General features: G+C 64.5%; 13 protein-coding genes and 1 riboswitch. Of the genes, 3 read left to right on the top strand and 10 right to left on the bottom strand.

Going from position 1 to position 15,173, the window contains the following annotated elements:
• Positions 1–381 precede the first annotated feature (381 nt).
• The 6 genes from IV454_RS09650 to IV454_RS09625 all read right to left on the bottom strand — a co-directional run bounded on the left by IV454_RS09650 (position 382) and on the right by IV454_RS09625 (position 7,979).
• Positions 382–1,920 (bottom strand): DAHL domain-containing protein, encoded by a 1,539-nt coding sequence (locus IV454_RS09650; protein ID WP_229522163.1) that lies wholly within the window; start codon positions 1,918–1,920, stop codon positions 382–384.
• The gene (locus tag IV454_RS09645) at positions 1,917–2,867 is read right to left on the bottom strand and encodes a cytochrome-c peroxidase (RefSeq protein ID WP_229522162.1); all 951 of its coding nucleotides are present in this window, start codon (positions 2,865–2,867) and stop codon (positions 1,917–1,919) included. Before IV454_RS09645 ends, IV454_RS09650 begins: the two co-directional genes overlap by 4 nt.
• A gap of 85 nt (positions 2,868–2,952) precedes the next feature.
• Complete coding sequence (locus IV454_RS09640) at positions 2,953–4,236, bottom strand: multifunctional CCA addition/repair protein (RefSeq protein ID WP_206091299.1); 1,284 nt, start codon at positions 4,234–4,236, stop codon at positions 2,953–2,955.
• Positions 4,237–4,263: 27 nt separating this feature from the next.
• The gene (locus IV454_RS09635; RefSeq protein WP_054265711.1) at positions 4,264–4,986 is read right to left on the bottom strand and encodes a glutathione S-transferase family protein; all 723 of its coding nucleotides are present in this window, start codon (positions 4,984–4,986) and stop codon (positions 4,264–4,266) included.
• Positions 4,987–5,013: 27 nt separating this feature from the next.
• Complete coding sequence (locus IV454_RS09630) at positions 5,014–5,976, bottom strand: complex I NDUFA9 subunit family protein (protein WP_206091298.1); 963 nt, start codon at positions 5,974–5,976, stop codon at positions 5,014–5,016.
• Between the two features lie 38 nt (positions 5,977–6,014).
• Positions 6,015–7,979, bottom strand: a complete 1,965-nt coding sequence (locus IV454_RS09625; protein WP_229522160.1) for a lytic transglycosylase domain-containing protein — start codon at positions 7,977–7,979, stop codon at positions 6,015–6,017.
• Between the two features lie 18 nt (positions 7,980–7,997).
• Between IV454_RS09625 and IV454_RS09620 the strand changes: the two genes are divergently transcribed.
• Positions 7,998–8,636 carry a 5-formyltetrahydrofolate cyclo-ligase gene (locus tag IV454_RS09620; RefSeq protein WP_206091297.1) on the top strand — a complete coding sequence of 213 codons (639 nt, stop codon included), beginning with the start codon at positions 7,998–8,000 and terminating at the stop codon, positions 8,634–8,636.
• 277 nt (positions 8,637–8,913) lie between these two features.
• On the opposite strand, the gene metF is transcribed toward IV454_RS09620, so the two are convergent.
• The 4 genes from metF to metK form a co-directional block, all read right to left on the bottom strand.
• Positions 8,914–9,747, bottom strand: coding sequence for a methylenetetrahydrofolate reductase [NAD(P)H] (metF, locus tag IV454_RS09615; protein WP_206091296.1), 834 nt, complete (start codon positions 9,745–9,747; stop codon positions 8,914–8,916).
• The gene (locus IV454_RS09610) at positions 9,734–10,087 is read right to left on the bottom strand and encodes a phage holin family protein (protein ID WP_054265709.1); all 354 of its coding nucleotides are present in this window, start codon (positions 10,085–10,087) and stop codon (positions 9,734–9,736) included. Before IV454_RS09610 ends, metF begins: the two co-directional genes overlap by 14 nt.
• 82 nt (positions 10,088–10,169) lie before the next feature.
• Complete coding sequence (ahcY, locus tag IV454_RS09605) at positions 10,170–11,594, bottom strand: adenosylhomocysteinase (RefSeq protein WP_206091295.1); 1,425 nt, start codon at positions 11,592–11,594, stop codon at positions 10,170–10,172.
• 26 nt (positions 11,595–11,620) lie between these two features.
• Positions 11,621–11,694, bottom strand: a riboswitch (S-adenosyl-L-homocysteine riboswitch).
• Positions 11,695–12,088: 394 nt separating this feature from the next.
• The gene (metK, locus tag IV454_RS09600) at positions 12,089–13,255 is read right to left on the bottom strand and encodes a methionine adenosyltransferase (RefSeq protein ID WP_054265707.1); all 1,167 of its coding nucleotides are present in this window, start codon (positions 13,253–13,255) and stop codon (positions 12,089–12,091) included.
• Positions 13,256–13,441: 186 nt separating this feature from the next.
• Here metK and IV454_RS09595 point away from each other — a divergent pair, with 186 nt between their 5' ends.
• Complete coding sequence (locus tag IV454_RS09595; RefSeq protein WP_206091294.1) at positions 13,442–14,293, top strand: lysophospholipid acyltransferase family protein; 852 nt, start codon at positions 13,442–13,444, stop codon at positions 14,291–14,293.
• Positions 14,290–15,162, top strand: coding sequence for an LpxL/LpxP family acyltransferase (locus IV454_RS09590; protein WP_206091293.1), 873 nt, complete (start codon positions 14,290–14,292; stop codon positions 15,160–15,162). Before IV454_RS09595 ends, IV454_RS09590 begins: the two co-directional genes overlap by 4 nt.
• Positions 15,163–15,173: the final 11 nt, after the last annotated feature.

The following is a 15,173-nucleotide window of genomic DNA, read 5'->3' as shown; positions in this document are numbered from 1 at the left end:
TTTGCACAACAGCGCGATTGACAACGCTACTCAAAATTAGTGATCGCTGAAAATACCGTAGCTTGAACATTCCTGTTCAAATCCCCTTGCAACACTTAACGGGATTTCTAATCATTTTCGGAAAAATTATTGTTCGCCCAGCCTATCGGGCGGGCTATAAAAAAACGAAGATTTGAAATTAACTTTGCCACGCTTAAGCACAGTTATTTGAAGATGACGTCATTGCCAAATAGTTCGGTCACGCACTGATCAACAACGAAACGTGGGAGTCCATCGGCACGAATGGAAAATTTTACCCCCCCGAACGAGGCATCGCCGCAGAGATACAATATCGGCCGGAACAACTGGACATCTTCTAATTCCCACTTTCCCGCCAGCAGTTCAGACGGTGGTGGTTACGCCCGGCAGCGCGACCGGCGCCTCGTTCCACTGCGCCTGCGGGCTGAACGAAATCCCGTTCTTGCCCCCCTGCTTGGCCTGGTACATGGCCTGGTCGGCATCGGCCAGCAAGGCCGGCGCGCCGCGCATGAAGCCTTCCTTGCCCTTGGCGCTGGCCACGCCGATGCTGGCCGAAATGCGCACCGGGAAGCCGCCCGCCTCGGTGATCGAGCGGATCGCGTCGAGCGTCTGCTGCGCCACCCGCAAAACGCCATCGCGGCCGCTGACCTCTTCCAGCAGGATCACGAATTCATCCCCGCCCAGGCGCGCCAGCGCATCTTCCTTGCGCAGCTTTTCCTGCACCCGCCTGGCCACTTCGCACAGCACCAGGTCCCCGGTGGCGTGTCCGTAGGTGTCGTTGACCGCCTTGAAGCCATCGAGGTCGATGAACATGGCCACCACCACGTCGCCGCGGCGGCCGGCCCGCACCAGGGCATGCGCCAGCAGGCGCGTGAGTTCGCCGTAATTGATCAAGCCGGTCAAGCTGTCATGCTGGGCCAGTTGCTTCAGGCGCGCCGACTGCGCTTCCAGCTCCGCGGTGCGTTCGGCCACGCGGTGCTCCAGGGTCTCGTTGGCCGCCTGCAGGCTGCGATTGACCACGCCGATGATGCTGTAGCTGCGCAGCAGGCGGCGCGCCACGTACATCAACAACAGCAGCAGAAAGCCCGAATACGCGAACAAATAGGTCCGGTAACGCTGCTTTTCGATCAGCACCTGGTCGAACGAGGTGTCGAACAGGCTGCCCAGGTTTTCCATCGCCTCGGCGGTGCGGCTGTTCGCGATATGCATTTCGAGTTCGTTTTCCATCTGGCGGTAACGCAGGATGGCATGCGCGTGGCGTCCCAGTTCATCGATGGTGTCGCTCACGCTGTCGGAAAAATCGCCGCGCAGCGGCTGCATCGAGGCGATCGTGCGTTCGATCTGCGCCGCCAGCGCCGGCGACGGCGCCAGGTTGTAGCGCAGGATGTCGCTCAGCAGGCTATTGAGGGCGCCGTCGAGCGCCAGCACCGTGCGCGCCGGTACGATCGCGCCTTCGATGCCATTTAATTCGGTCTTCAGGTCGGTGATCGCGGGCGGGAAAAAAATCAGGGAATTGCGCAGAATCGCGTTCTGCGACTTGAACTGCTCGACCAGTTCTTCCTTCTTCACTAGCGCGCGCCTGACCTGCTCAAGCGCTTCCCCGGCCTTGGCATTGCCCGCCATGGGCAGCGCGGCGGCCAGGCGCAGCTGCAGTTCGCGCATGCGCGCCAGCGGTGCCGAGAGCGGGTCGTAATTGGTGTTCAAGCCGATGTGCGAGCGCAGGATGTTGACGTTCCACTCCGAGTCGAGCTTTTCCAGCTCGCGCAGGTTGAGCATGACCCGGTTCTGCGCTTCGATGTCGACGGCCTGGGTGCGGTTGAACAGCACGCCGAGCACCACCATCAGCGCCACCAGCAGCAGCAGCGCGGCGATCCTGCGCCAGGTGCCCAGGGCGCCGCTCACGGCTGTACTCCCGGCGCCGGCGGCACTGCCGGCACCAGCTTCTCGCCGCTCAGGGTATGCAGGAAGCGCACGATCAGTTCCTTGTCCTGCTGCGGGGCGGTGCGCCCGAGCTGGTATTTGAACATCAGTTCGACCGCCTGGTCGAGCGTGCCCACCGAGCCGTCATGGAAGTATGGCGCGGTCAGCGCGACATTGCGCAGGTCGGGCACGCGGAACACGTTGCGGTCGACGTTGCGGCCGGTGACCAGATAGCGGCCCAGGTCCGCGCCGCTCGTTTCCAGCCCCGGCATTTCGCGCATGACGCCCAGTTTCTGGAACAGGTTGCCGCCCACGTTGATGCCCTGGTGGCAGGCCGCGCAGCCGTAGCTCTTGAAGCGCAGGTAGCCGCGTTCTTCCTCGGCCGTGATGGCGCCCGCCTCGCCGCGCAGGTAGCGGTCGAAGCGCGACGGCGTCACCAGCGAGCGCAGATACTGGTCGAGCGCGTCGCGCACGTAGACCGGGCGCATGACGTCGCCGTAGGCATCCTTGAACTGGGCCGCCAGCGACTCGTCGCGGCTCAGGCGCGCGCCCATCAGCTGCCAGCCGTCGGCAAACCCCTTGGGCGTTGTGATCACGTGCTCGAGCAGTTGCTCGACGCCGCTGTGGCGCCCGGTCCAGGTCTGGCGGTAATTGAAACTGCTGTTGTAGACCGTCGGGGTATTGAAACGCGCCGGCTTGCCGTCCGGCCCCGTGGAGAGGGCCTTGCCGTCGGCGCCGCCACGGCGCAGCTGGTGGCAGGTGGCGCAGCTATGCGTGCCGTCGCGCGAAAAGCGCGGGTCCTGGAACAGGCGCGCGCCCAGCGCGATGCGCGCGGGGTCGCCCACCGCCTTCATCGGCAGCGCGCGGATTGGCTCATTGACAAGCGCCTGGGCCGCGGCAGCGCCTGCCCAGCAGCAGGCGAGCGCCATAAGGGAGCAGCGGGACCAGCGGGACCGCCGCGACCGGCGCAAGGTGGACAGCATCCCGTTTCTCCGTGTCAATGCCAATATCGGCTCAAAGAATAGCAGGATTCGCGCCGGGACTGTCGTCCGCCTGACCGCGCTCGTCGCCAAGGCGCAGCGCCGCCTTGACGGCCGAGACACGCGCCGTATGCACGGCATGGGGAATCTGCTGCTTGTTCTCGCCGCAGCGCAGGGCCACCTCGCCGGCGTTGACCGCGCGCGCCGCGGCCAGGGCACCGAGCAGGCAGGGCCCTGGCGGATACGGGCGGGTGCGGAAATCGTCGCCCGCGCCGCCGCGCCCGCGCGAGTCGCATTCGGCCGCCAGCAGCATCTGCTCGAAACGCAGCGGCTTGCGGAAGGCGTCGCAGCGTTCGAACAGGGTGACCAGGGTATTGGCGCGCAGTTCCTGGGCGCGGCTGACGTTGCCGTGCTCGCGCGCGGTCATGACGGCCAGGTCGCGGCACTCGCCCGGCACCTTGAGACGGGCGCAGAGCGTGTCGATCAAGGCCAGGCCAAGCTGCTCGTGGCCGTGGTGGCGCGGCCAGTGTTCGGCCGGGGTGGCGCCCTTGCCCAGGTCGTGCATCAGGGCGGCGAAGCGCACCGGCAAATCGAAGCCGCGTTCGGCCGCGTAATCGATCACCAGCATCATGTGCACGCCCGTATCGATTTCGGGGTGGTGCAGCGGCGGCTGCGGCACGCCCCACAAGGCGTCCAGTTCCGGCATGATGCGCGCAAGGGCGCCGCACTCGCGCAGCACGGCCAGCATGCGCGACGGGGTTTGCTCCATCAGGCCGCGCGCCACTTCTTGCCAGACCCGCTCGGCCACCAGGGCATCGACTTCGCCGGCCAGCACCATGCGCCGCATCAGTTCCATGGTTTCGGGCGCCACCGTAAAGTCGGGAAAGCGCGCCGCGAAGCGCGCCAGGCGCAGGATGCGCACCGGGTCTTCGGCAAAGGCATCGGAGACGTGGCGGAAGATTTTGGCCTCCAGGTCGCGCTGGCCCCCGAATGGATCGGTGACGGCGCCGTCGGCATCGCGCGCGATGGCGTTGATGGTCAGGTCGCGCCGCACCAGGTCTTCTTCGAGGGTGACGTCGGGCGAGGTGTGGAACACGAAGCCGCGGTAGCCGGGCGCGGTCTTGCGCTCGGTGCGGGCAAGCGCATATTCTTCCTGCGTCTTCGGATGCAGGAACACGGGGAAATCCTTGCCGACCGGGCGAAAGCCCGCGGCCAGCATGTCTTCCGGTGTGGCGCCGACCACGATCCAGTCGCGGTCCTGCACCGGCAAGCCCAGAAGGCCGTCGCGCACGGCGCCGCCAACGATGTATGTTTTCATGCTGAGATAATGTTGCCTAAACCGCTATTATGGCTTGCCGCGGATTTCTTCGTCATGGTGGGCGGCGATTTCGGTTTCGGCCAGCGCTTCGCGTACCCAGCGCGCCACGGCCGGGTGGGCCTGGACACGCTCGCAGTACGCTTGCAGGGCCGGCGCCAGCGCCACGCCGTAAATCCGGAAGCGCATCACCACCGGCGCGAAAAACGCGTCCGCGATCGAAAAATCGCCGAACAAGAACTGGTGGTGGCCGAAGCGCGACAGGCACTCTTCCCAGATCTCGCTGATGCGGCCGATGTCGCCCTGGGCACCCGGCGTACGCCCGCGTCCCGGAAGGCTCATGCGGATATTCATCGACATGGCGTGGCGCAAATCGGCAAAGCCGCTATGCATTTCGGCCGTGACCGAGCGCGCCATCGCGCGCGCCGCCACGTCCTGCGGCCACATGTGCTTTTCGGGGAACTGCTCGGCCAGGTATTCGCAGATCGACAGGCTGTCCCAGATCGTCATTTCGCCGGCGATCAGTACCGGCACCCTGCCCGCCCCCGAATACTCGGCGATGCGCGCCGACGTATCGGGCTGGTCGAGCAGCACCCGCACTTCGTTGAACGGAATGCCGAAGGCGGTGGCCGCCACCCACGGCCGCATCGACCAGGATGAATAGTTCTTGTTGCCGATGATGAGGGTCAGGCCGGCCTTGCGGGCGTCGTCCAGGGTCTGCGAGAGGGTCGGATCGAGTTCTGTGGTTTGCATGGTGACGGTTCCGGAAAAAGTAAATGATCAACGTCCCGCGCGTGCGCGGTAATCGTCGAAGCGCTCGTGCGGCGCCAGGTAGCGCGGCGCCACCGCTTCCAGCGCGCGCAGGTGCAGGCCGAGGGCGGCGGCGGTGGTGGCCTGGATGGCCGGATCGACCACGTTATCGACCTTCATCGAATCGAGGTTGTCGCGGCTGATCAGCGGATCGCCCGGCAGCAGCTCGAACAGCATGGCCTGCAGGCGCGCCAGGGCGTCGGGAATGCCGAATACCGGGCGCCGGTGGCCCGCGTAGCGCCCGGCCAGGCGCACCAGTTCGGCCAGCGAATAAATCTGGGGGCCGCCGAGGGAAAACACCTGGTGACGCGTTTTCAGGTCGCCCAGCGCGTGGACGAAGGCATCGGCCACGTCGCCCACATAGACCGGCTGGAAGTCGGTGGCGGCGCCGGCCAGCGGAATCAAGGGCAGCCACTTCTGCATGCGCGCGAAAGTGTTCAGGAAACTGTCGCCCGGGCCGAACACCACCGATGGACGGAAAATCGTGGCCGCCACGGAGGGTTCGGCGCGCGCGGCCACTTCGCCGTCGGCCTTGGAGCGCTGGTACATCGACGGGCCGTCGGCGGCCGCGCCAAGGGCGCTCATATGCAGGTAGCGCGCCACGCCCGTGGCGGCGCAGGCGGCGACGATGCGGCGCGGCAGCTCGACATGGGCGCGCCGGAAGTGCGGCCCGTACGGCTGGCCGCGGCGCGAATGCAGCACGCCCACCAGGTTGATGGCAGCGTCGGCCCCGGCCAGCAGGCGGCGCAGGGTGGCGTCGTCGCCGGCATTGGCGCTCACGACATCCACGCGCGGCAAGAAGATCAGGTGCCTGGCGCGTTGCGGGCGGCGGGTCGGCACGATCACGCGCGCGCCTTCCTGCGACAGGCGCGCCACCAGGTGGCTGCCGATGAAGCCCGAGCCGCCGAACACCACTACAGTCATGTCTTTCATCGTGCACGCTCCATCAATGACGGCGCCGCGCTGGCGCATCAGGGCAGGTCGTTGCCCTGGGCGCTGCGCGGCGTGATTTTGCCAAGGCGCGCCTTGAGCGACTGCGGCTTGTTTTCGAACATCGCGGCATAGTTGGTCGCGTTGGACATCACGTTCTTGACGTAGATGCGGGTTTCCATGTACGGGATCGACTCGGCGAAGATGGCCCCTTCCATCGGCTCGTCAAGCTTGGAGCGCCAGTTGCGCATGCGTCCCGGTCCGGCGTTGTAGGCGGCCGTGGCCAGGGTCTGCGAGCCGTCGGCATTGGCCAGCACCATGCTCATGTAATTTGCCCCGAGCAGGATGTTGGTGCGCACGTCGGTCAGCTTGTTCTTGACGTAGTCGCCCAGGCCGATCTTGCGCGCCACGTAGGTGCCGGTGGACGGCATCACCTGCATCAGGCCGGAGGCGCCCACGGTCGACTGGGCATCCATGATGAAGCGCGATTCCTGGCGGATCAGGCCATACACCCAGGCCCGGTCCAGGCCGAGCTGCTGCGCGGTCGGGTGCAGGATGTCGTTGTGCGGCGTCGGGAAGCGCTGGGTGTAGTCGAACTGGGTGCGGGTGCGGTCCGAGGTGTTGACCATGCGGTCGAGGATCTGGTTCATGCGCGCGAATTCGGCCGCGGCCAGCAGTTCGCGTTCGCTGAACTTGCGCAGCTCCCAGTTCCATTCGCGCGTGCCCTCGGGGCGCAGGCGCATGCTGAAGAACTTGAGCGCGCGGCGCAGGCCGGGGTTGCTGGCCATGGGCGCCATTTCCTCGGGCGTGAGGGCGGGGCCGGGCGGCGGGATCGAAATGAGCTGGCCCAGCTCTTCCAGCGCCAGCTGGCCGTAAAAACTGTTCTGGTCGGCGATGCGCTGGTACAGGGCGACGGCCGCTTCGTGCTCGCCGTGTTCGGCCTGCAGGGCGCGGCCCAGCCAGTAAGTCCAGCCGGGTTGGGCGCGCAGCGGAGCCGGCATCGCTTCGATGGTGGCCTTGACGGTCTTCCAGTCGGCGCGGCGCAGCGCGATCCGGGCTTTCCACTGAATCTGTTCGGCCGTGAGCGGGGCGCCGGCGCTCTTGCGCCAGTAATCGTAGGCTTCCGGGGAAAGGGCGAGGGAGGCGGCGTGCGCAATGCCGGCCCAGCCGATGGCTTGCTCCTGGGGCGACAGGCGCGGCGCGTTCTTTTCCAGCGCGACCACGGCCAGCTTCTGGCTGGTGCGCGCCATGCGGGCGAGCGCCATCAGATAGACTTCGTGGTCGGCGCGGGTGTCGCCGATGCCGCGCGCCATGGCCAGCGCCGGCAGGTCGACCGCCTGCGAGGCGCGCAGTTCGGACACGCCGAGCAGCGCGGCGATGCGGCGCGCCGGCCCGGTGGCACGGGTTTCGCCGGCCAGGCGCAGCTGGGCCAGCAGGTCGTTTGCGTCGAACTGGCCGGATTGGGCCAGGCTGGAAATGAGGGCGCCGCAAGCGTCGCCGTAGCCGGGCGGATTGGCCAGCAGCGCGCGGGCGTCGTCGGCCACTTTGTCGCCGCGCGCCACGCGCGACATCAGGGCGTAGCATTTGACCTGGGTGTCGTCGTTGAGCACGAACAGGGGCAGTTGCTGGTCGAAATTGGCCCAGTCGCGCGCGCGGCCCAGTTCCAGCAGCCAGTCGTTGCGCAGGCGGTCGGCGATGGCCAGGCCCTGGTAGCGGGTCAGGAAATCGCGGAATTCATCGCTCGACGCGACCCGCATCCGGGTTTTGAGCCGATAATAATCGACATACGCCGGGATCGGATAATTCTGCAGGCGCGAGGCGTAGGCGTTGGCCTTGGCCGCGTCGTCCTGGCGCGCGGCTTCGCGCAGCAGCAGGAAGGTATCGTCGTCGGCACGCGGGTCGTACGGGGGCACTGGCGCCTGGGCGTAGGCGGGAATCAGGCAGGCTGCGGCGACAATCGCGACGGCAAACAATTTCGGCAGATACATCAGGATGCGACTCTCCATGGATACTACATTGAACACATGACCGGCGAACCTAGAATACCATGCGGGCCTGCCGCCCTGCCAGCATCGGCGAACTCAAATGCTGCATTCGCACATGGGGCGGACAAGGCGGCGTTGCGCGCCATGCTCAAGGCGGCCCGGCGCGCGCTCGATCCGGCGCAAAAGGCGCAGCGCGACGCGGCGATCGGCGCGCGCGTGCTGGCGTGGTGGCGGGGTCGCGCCGCTGGCGGCGGGGCCGCGCCGTTGGGGGTGTACTGGCCGCTGCGGGGCGAGCCCGATTTGCATCCAGTCTACGCCGATCTGGCGCGCGCCGGCGTGCGGCTGGCGCTGCCGCTGGTGGTGGCGCCGGATACGGCGCTGGCCTTCGTCGAGTGGGTGCCGGGCGAGGACATGCTGAGCGACAGGATGGGGGTGGCGGTGCCGGCGCGGCGACGCGTGCTGGAGCGCCCGTCCGTGCTGCTGGTGCCGTGCCTGGGGTTTACCACCGAGCGCTATCGGCTGGGGTATGGCGGGGGCTATTACGACCGCACCCTGGAGGCGCTGCCGCGGCCGTACACGGTGGGGATTGCATATGCGGGGGACCGGGTGGAGTTTGCCGGGGCGCGCCATGATGTGGCGCTCGATGTGGTGATGACTGAGGAGTGGAGTGATTGCTAGATGTTTTCGCGGGTGTTCGCTTGGTCGTCCCCGCGAAGCGCCCAGTTTCAAGGAAACTCCTCAAATTTGCTGGAACTGTGCAGAGTCAGAGTCCGGTTCCACATGGCGCTAACGTGACCGTTTCGGGTTTGTGGTCGTAAAGCTGCTTAACCTGGCGGCAAAGGCTAATTCCTGGAGAGGCGGGGACGCATGCGTTCCCGCCAAGGTCGTCTTGAAGCCAGAGGCGGCGCTTTGAACTTGGGTCCCCGCCTTCGCGGGGACGACGCTTCAGCGACCCTCAAGCAACCTTCAAGCGCTCCCACAAGGCCGTCGTCGGTGCCGCCTGGTTCATGCTGTAAAAATGCAAGCCCGGCGCGCCGCCGGCCAGCAGTCGCTCGCACAGCTGCGTTACCACATCGAGGCCGAAGGCCTTGATCGAGGCGCTATCGTCGCCGAAACTGGCCAGCTTCAAGCGCACCCAGCGCGGAATCTCGGCGCCGCACATGTCCGAAAACCGCATCAATTGCGTGTAATTGGTAATCGGCATGATGCCTGCGACCACGGGAATATCGATGCCCAGCTTGCGGGTCTGGTCCATGAAGGCGAAATAAGCGTCGGCGTTGTAAAAATACTGGGTAATCGCGGCATTCGCGCCACACTGCACCTTGCGCGCGAAATTCTGCAAATCATCCTGCGGCGACCTGGCCTGCGGATGCACCTCGGGATACGCCGCCACTTCGATGTGAAACCAGTCGCCCGTCTCGGCCCGGATGAACTCGACCAGCTCGCTGGCATAGCGCAGCTCGCCCGCGCCGCCGTAGCCGCTTGGCAAGTCGCCGCGCAAGGCCACCAGACGCCGGATGCCGTGCGACTGGAACTGTTTCAGGATCGCACGGATCGATTCGCGCGATGCGCCCACGCAGGACAGGTGGGGGGCGGCCTGGTGGCCCTCGCCGAGGATCTCGACGACCGTGTCGAGCGTGCCCTGCTGGGTGCTGCCGCCGGCGCCGAAGGTGACCGAAAAATATTTAGGTTGCAGCAGCGCCAGCTTGGCGCGCGCCACGCGCAGCTTGTCCGCGCCTTCTGGTGTCTTGGGCGGATAGAATTCAATGCTGAAGTCAGGAGTTGCCATCTTTTTTGAGGAGTAAGGTAGACAGCGCCCACGAAATGATGCTGTACAGGATGGCGGCAATAAAAGCCGACCAGAAACCCGACACTTGGAATCCATCGACCAGGTTCGCGACTGCCCAGAACAGCAGCGCATTGATCACGAGGATGAACAACCCCATTGATAGCAGGGTTACGGGCAGAGTCAGCAGTACCAGTACCGGACGGATCAGGGTATTCACCAGCCCGAGCACGAGCGCGGCGACCAGGGCCGCGCCGAGATTCGTGACTTGAACCGAGCTCATCAGGAATGGCAGCGCGCATAGCGCCGCTGCGTTAATCAACCACGTCAAAAGTAAGCGCATAAGGGAAGCGAAAGTCCGGTTGATAAGAGAAAAACATCAGCCGGCGCGCGTTGCGCAAGGCAGCGCGCGCCGGTGCTACTGATTAATAGCGGTAATGGTCAGGCTTGTAAGGGCCTTCCTTGCTGACGGTGATGTACGCCGCTTGCTCGTCGGTCAGCACGGTCAGTTGCGCATTGAGCTTTTTGAGCTGCAGGCGCGCCACTTTCTCGTCCAGATGCTTGGGCAGCACGTACACGCCGACAGGGTACTTGTCGGTGTTGGCGAACAGTTCGATCTGGGCGATGGTCTGGTTCGCGAACGAGGAGCTCATCACGTACGATGGGTGGCCGGTACCGCAACCGAGGTTGACCAGGCGGCCTTCCGCCAGCAGGATGATGCGCTTGCCGCTCGGGAAGATGATGTGATCGACCTGCGGCTTGATGTTTTCCCACTCATATTTCTTGAGCGAGGCGACATCGATTTCGTTATCGAAGTGGCCGATATTGCAGACGATGGCCTGGTCCTTCATGGCCAGCATGTGCTGTTCGGTCAGGATATGGTAGTTGCCGGTGCAAGTGACGAAGATATCGCCATGTTCGGCGGCGTAATCCATGGTCACGACGCGGTAGCCTTCCATCGCCGCCTGCAGTGCGCAGATCGGATCGATTTCGGTGACCCACACCTGGGCCGACAGCGCGCGCATGGCCTGGGCCGAGCCCTTGCCCACGTCGCCATAGCCGGCGATGACGGCGACTTTACCGGCGATCATCACATCGGTGGCGCGCTTGATGCCATCGACCAGCGATTCGCGGCAACCGTACAGATTATCGAACTTCGACTTGGTGACCGAATCGTTGACGTTAATGGCCGGGAAGGCCAGCTTGCCCTCCTTGTGCATCTGGTACAGGCGATGCACGCCGGTGGTGGTTTCCTCGGTCACGCCGAGGATTTGCGGCAAGCGCTTGGAATACCAGGTGGCATCCTTGGCCAGATGCGCCTTGATCGAGTTGAACAGGCAGATTTCCTCTTCCGAACCCGGCTTGGACAGCACCGACGGATCGGTCTCGGCGCGCGTGCCCAGGTGCAGCAGCAGGGTGGCATCGCCGCCATCGTCGAGGATCATGTTCGAATACACCGGCTGGCCGGCTTCGCTTGGCCACTCGAAGATACGGTGGGTGTAATCCCAGTATTCATCCAGGGTTTCGCCCTTGACGGCGAACACGGGGGTACCGGACGCGGCGATGGCGGCGGCGGCGTGGTCCTGGGTCGAGTAGATATTGCACGATGCCCAGCGGACCCTGGCGCCGAGGGCTTCCAGGGTCTGGATCAGCACGGCGGTCTGGATGGTCATGTGCAGCGAACCGGTGATGCGCGCTCCCTTGAGGGGCTGGCTTGCTGCGAATTCCTCGCGGATGGCCATCAGGCCGGGCATTTCGGTTTCAGCGATCTTGATTTCCTTGTTGCCCCAGGCAGCGAGGGAAAGATCGGCGATGTGGAAGTCTTGCGAAGATTTGAGTACGGCGTTCATCACGCCCTCCTTTCAGTTAGAAAAAAGTAACGTGAGCGCAGTTGCGGTGGATTTCCGAGCCTGGCGAAATGGGAATTTCGTCGCAACGCTCCTCGGAACGAAGAAGTTTAGCCGCTAACGCCAAGTTGCGCCAGCCAAATTTCGCCCCCGGTAGAAATCCCACAGTCCCATCTCGCTTTCCTACAACCGGGGTCTGACCTCTGATTCGAAACATTTTGAATCAGAGGTCAGACCCCGGCGAGGGAATCTGGCGTAGCGGCATCGTGGCTGTGGAATGGGAGAATGGGACGCTGAAGCCCGGCATTGGAGGGGGCTGTTTCGCGAGATTCGTGCGCATTTAGCAGCAATGCGACAGTACTCTCATTGCCCCACGAGAAAATCGACGACAAACGACAACCGGGGTCTGACCTCTGATTCGAAATGTTTCGAATCAGAGGTCAGACCCCGGTGTGGGGTTGCGAACCGCCGGACGTTGGCGGTTCGCACATGTCGCGTCAGGACAGGCCGGCCTCGGCGCGCAGCAGGGCGACCTTGTCGGTGCGCTCCCAGGTGAATTCCGGCTCTTCGCGGCCAAAGTGGCCGTACGCCGCACTCTTCTGGTAGATCGGACGCAGCAAATCAAGCATCTGGACGATGCCTTTCGGACGCAGGTCGAAGTGCTCCATCACCAGCGCGGCGATTTTTTCGTCGGGAATGATGCCCGTGCCTTCGGTGTACACCGTGATGTTGATCGGCTTGGCCACCCCAATCGCATAGCTGACCTGCACCTGGCACTGGCGCGCCAGTCCGGCCGCCACCACGTTCTTGGCCACGTAGCGCGCCGCGTAGGCCGCGGAACGGTCGACCTTGGATGGGTCCTTGCCCGAAAACGCACCGCCGCCGTGCGGCGCCGCGCCGCCGTAGGTGTCGACGATGATCTTGCGACCGGTCAGGCCGCAATCGCCCTGCGGACCGCCAATCACGAAGCGCCCGGTCGGGTTGACCAGGTAGCGGGTGCCGTGCAGCCATTCGGCCGGCAGCACTTTCTTGATGATCTCTTCAATCACCGCTTCTTCGATCTGCGAGTGCGTCACTTCCGGCGCGTGCTGGGTCGACAGTACCACGGTGTCGACTCCCACCGGACGGCCGTTGACGTAGCGTAAAGTCACTTGCGACTTGGCATCCGGACGCAGCCACGGCAGGCGGCCATCCTTGCGCAGCTGCGACTGGCGCTCGACCAGGCGGTGTGCGTAGTGGATCGCGGCCGGCATCAGCTCGGCCGTTTCGTCGCAGGCGTAGCCGAACATCAAGCCCTGGTCGCCGGCACCCTGGTCCAGGTCGAGCCCGGCGCCTTCGTCGACGCCCTGGGCGATGTCGGGCGATTGCTTGTCGTAGCAAACCATCACGGCGCAGCCGCGGTAGTCGATGCCGTAGTCGGTGTTGTCGTAGCCGATGCGCTTGATGGTTTCGCGCGCGACCTGAATATAGTCGACGTTGGCGTGGGTGGTGATTTCACCGGCCAGCACCACCAGACCCGTATTGCATAAAGTCTCGGCGGCGACGCGCGCTTTCGGGTCTTGCTCGAGAATGGCGTCGAGGATGGCGTCGGAAATTTGGTCGGCAACCTTGTCTGGATGGCCTTCCGAGACGGATTCGGACGTAAAGAGGTAGTCGTTTGACATGCAATGCTCCTGTTACTGGTTGGAATTGAAGTCGCAGTAACCGGGTTGCCTGCGACGCTTTAGCGACATTTATATTCCGCTTCGCAAGTTGTCTATTAACTCGGCGGATCCTGCATACGTGGTATTTTACGCTCCTTGAGAAATTTTGGCTAAGCAACTAGCCGTTTTTTGAACGATGTCAAAACCATGTTAGTAATCCTGTTCCGTACCTTATCGAAGCTGCCGCTGCCGGTCCTGCATGTCATGGGCGCCGCGCTGGGCTGGTTCGCGTATCTTGCTTCCCCTTCTTACCGCAGGCTGATGCGCACCAATCTGCGCGCGGCCGGCTTCGGCCGGCACTTGTCGGCCGCCATCGCCGAGTCCGGCAAGTCGATCACCGAACTGGCCTTCGTGTGGTGCGCGCCGCCCGATAGAGTGGCACGCCTGGCCACCGACGAGAACTGGGACTATGTCCAGTCGGTCCTCGACGCCGGGCGCGGCATTGTGTTTCTCACGCCACACCTGGGCTGTTTCGAGATCACCGCCCAGCAGATCGCGCTGCGCACCAAGCTGACCGTGATGTACCGTCCGCCCAAGCAGGCGGCCCTCAAGCCGCTCATCGAGGGCGCCCGCGCGCGCCATAATCTGCATCTGGCGCCGGCCAATCTGTCGGGCGTGCGGATCCTGGCCAAGTGCCTCAAGCGCGGCGAGCCGATCGGGGTGCTGCCGGACCAGGTGCCGCAGGAGGGCGAAGGCGTGTGGGCGCCGTTTTTCGGACGCCCGGCCTACAGCATGACCTTGCCGGCCAAGCTGGCGCAGATGGGCAATGCCGAGATCATCCTGGTGTATGCCGAGCGGCGCCCTGGCGGTCAGGGTTTCATCGTGCGCTTCGTGCCGTTCGGCGAGAAACTCGACGGCAGCGCCGTCCAGCAGGCGAGCACCATCAACCGCGCCATGGAGCAGCTGATCGCGCGCTGCCCGGCCCAGTATTTCTGGAGTTATAACCGTTACAAGCAGCCCGGCGGCGTGGCCGCTCCGGATGCAGGGGAGAAAGCATGAAGTTTCTGTTGGGTCTGATGTGGCTGATGCACTGGTTGCCTCTGCCGGTGCTGGGACGCATCGGCACGGGCATGGGCAGCCTGCTGTTCATGGTGCTCAGGAAGCGCCGCGAGATCGCGCTGACGAATCTGCGCATGTGCATGCCGGAACTGTCCGAGGCGCAGCGGGTGGTGCTGGCGCGCCAGCATTTCCAGTCGTATTCGCGCAGCGTGTGGGAGCGCGCCATCCTGTGGTGGGCGCCGAAGGCGCGCCTGCGCCGCCTGATCCACGTCGAGCCCGGTGTGCCGCTGGCACAGATCGAGGGCCGCCCGACCATCTTGCTGTGCCCGCACTTCGTGTGCCTGGACGTGGCCGGCATGGCGGTCATGCTGGAACTGAATGTGTGCTCGATGTATGTGCCGCAGAAAAATGTGGTGTTCGACGAGGTATTGCGCAAGGGACGCGCTCGTTTTCGGCCGGTGAAATTGTTCTCCCGCAAGGAGGGCGTCAAGCCGATCATCCGCGCCATGCGCGAGAACCTGCCCTATTTCATGCTGCCGGATATGGATTTCGGCGACAAGGATGCCGCCTTCGTGCCGTTTTTCGGCATTCCCGCCGCCACCCTGACCGCGCCCGGACGCCTCGCGGCGGCCACCGGTGCCCAGGTGATTCCGGTGGTGGCGACGTTCTTGCCCAATTACACGGGCTGGAAGGTGAGGTTTTACCCGGCGTGGGAGGACTATCCGGGCGACGACATCGTGGAATCGGCGCGGCGCATGAATGCGTTTATCGAGGAGCGGGTGCGCGAGGCGCCGGCCGAGTATTTCTGGACGCACAAGCGCTTCAAGACCCGTCCGCCGGGCGAACCCTCGCCTTACGAGAAAAAATAATCGCGCCAGGG

Source organism: Massilia antarctica, assembly GCF_015689335.1.
GTDB lineage: Bacteria > Pseudomonadota > Gammaproteobacteria > Burkholderiales > Burkholderiaceae_D > Telluria_A > Telluria_A antarctica.
This window is presented reverse-complemented; position numbering and strand designations above follow the sequence as displayed.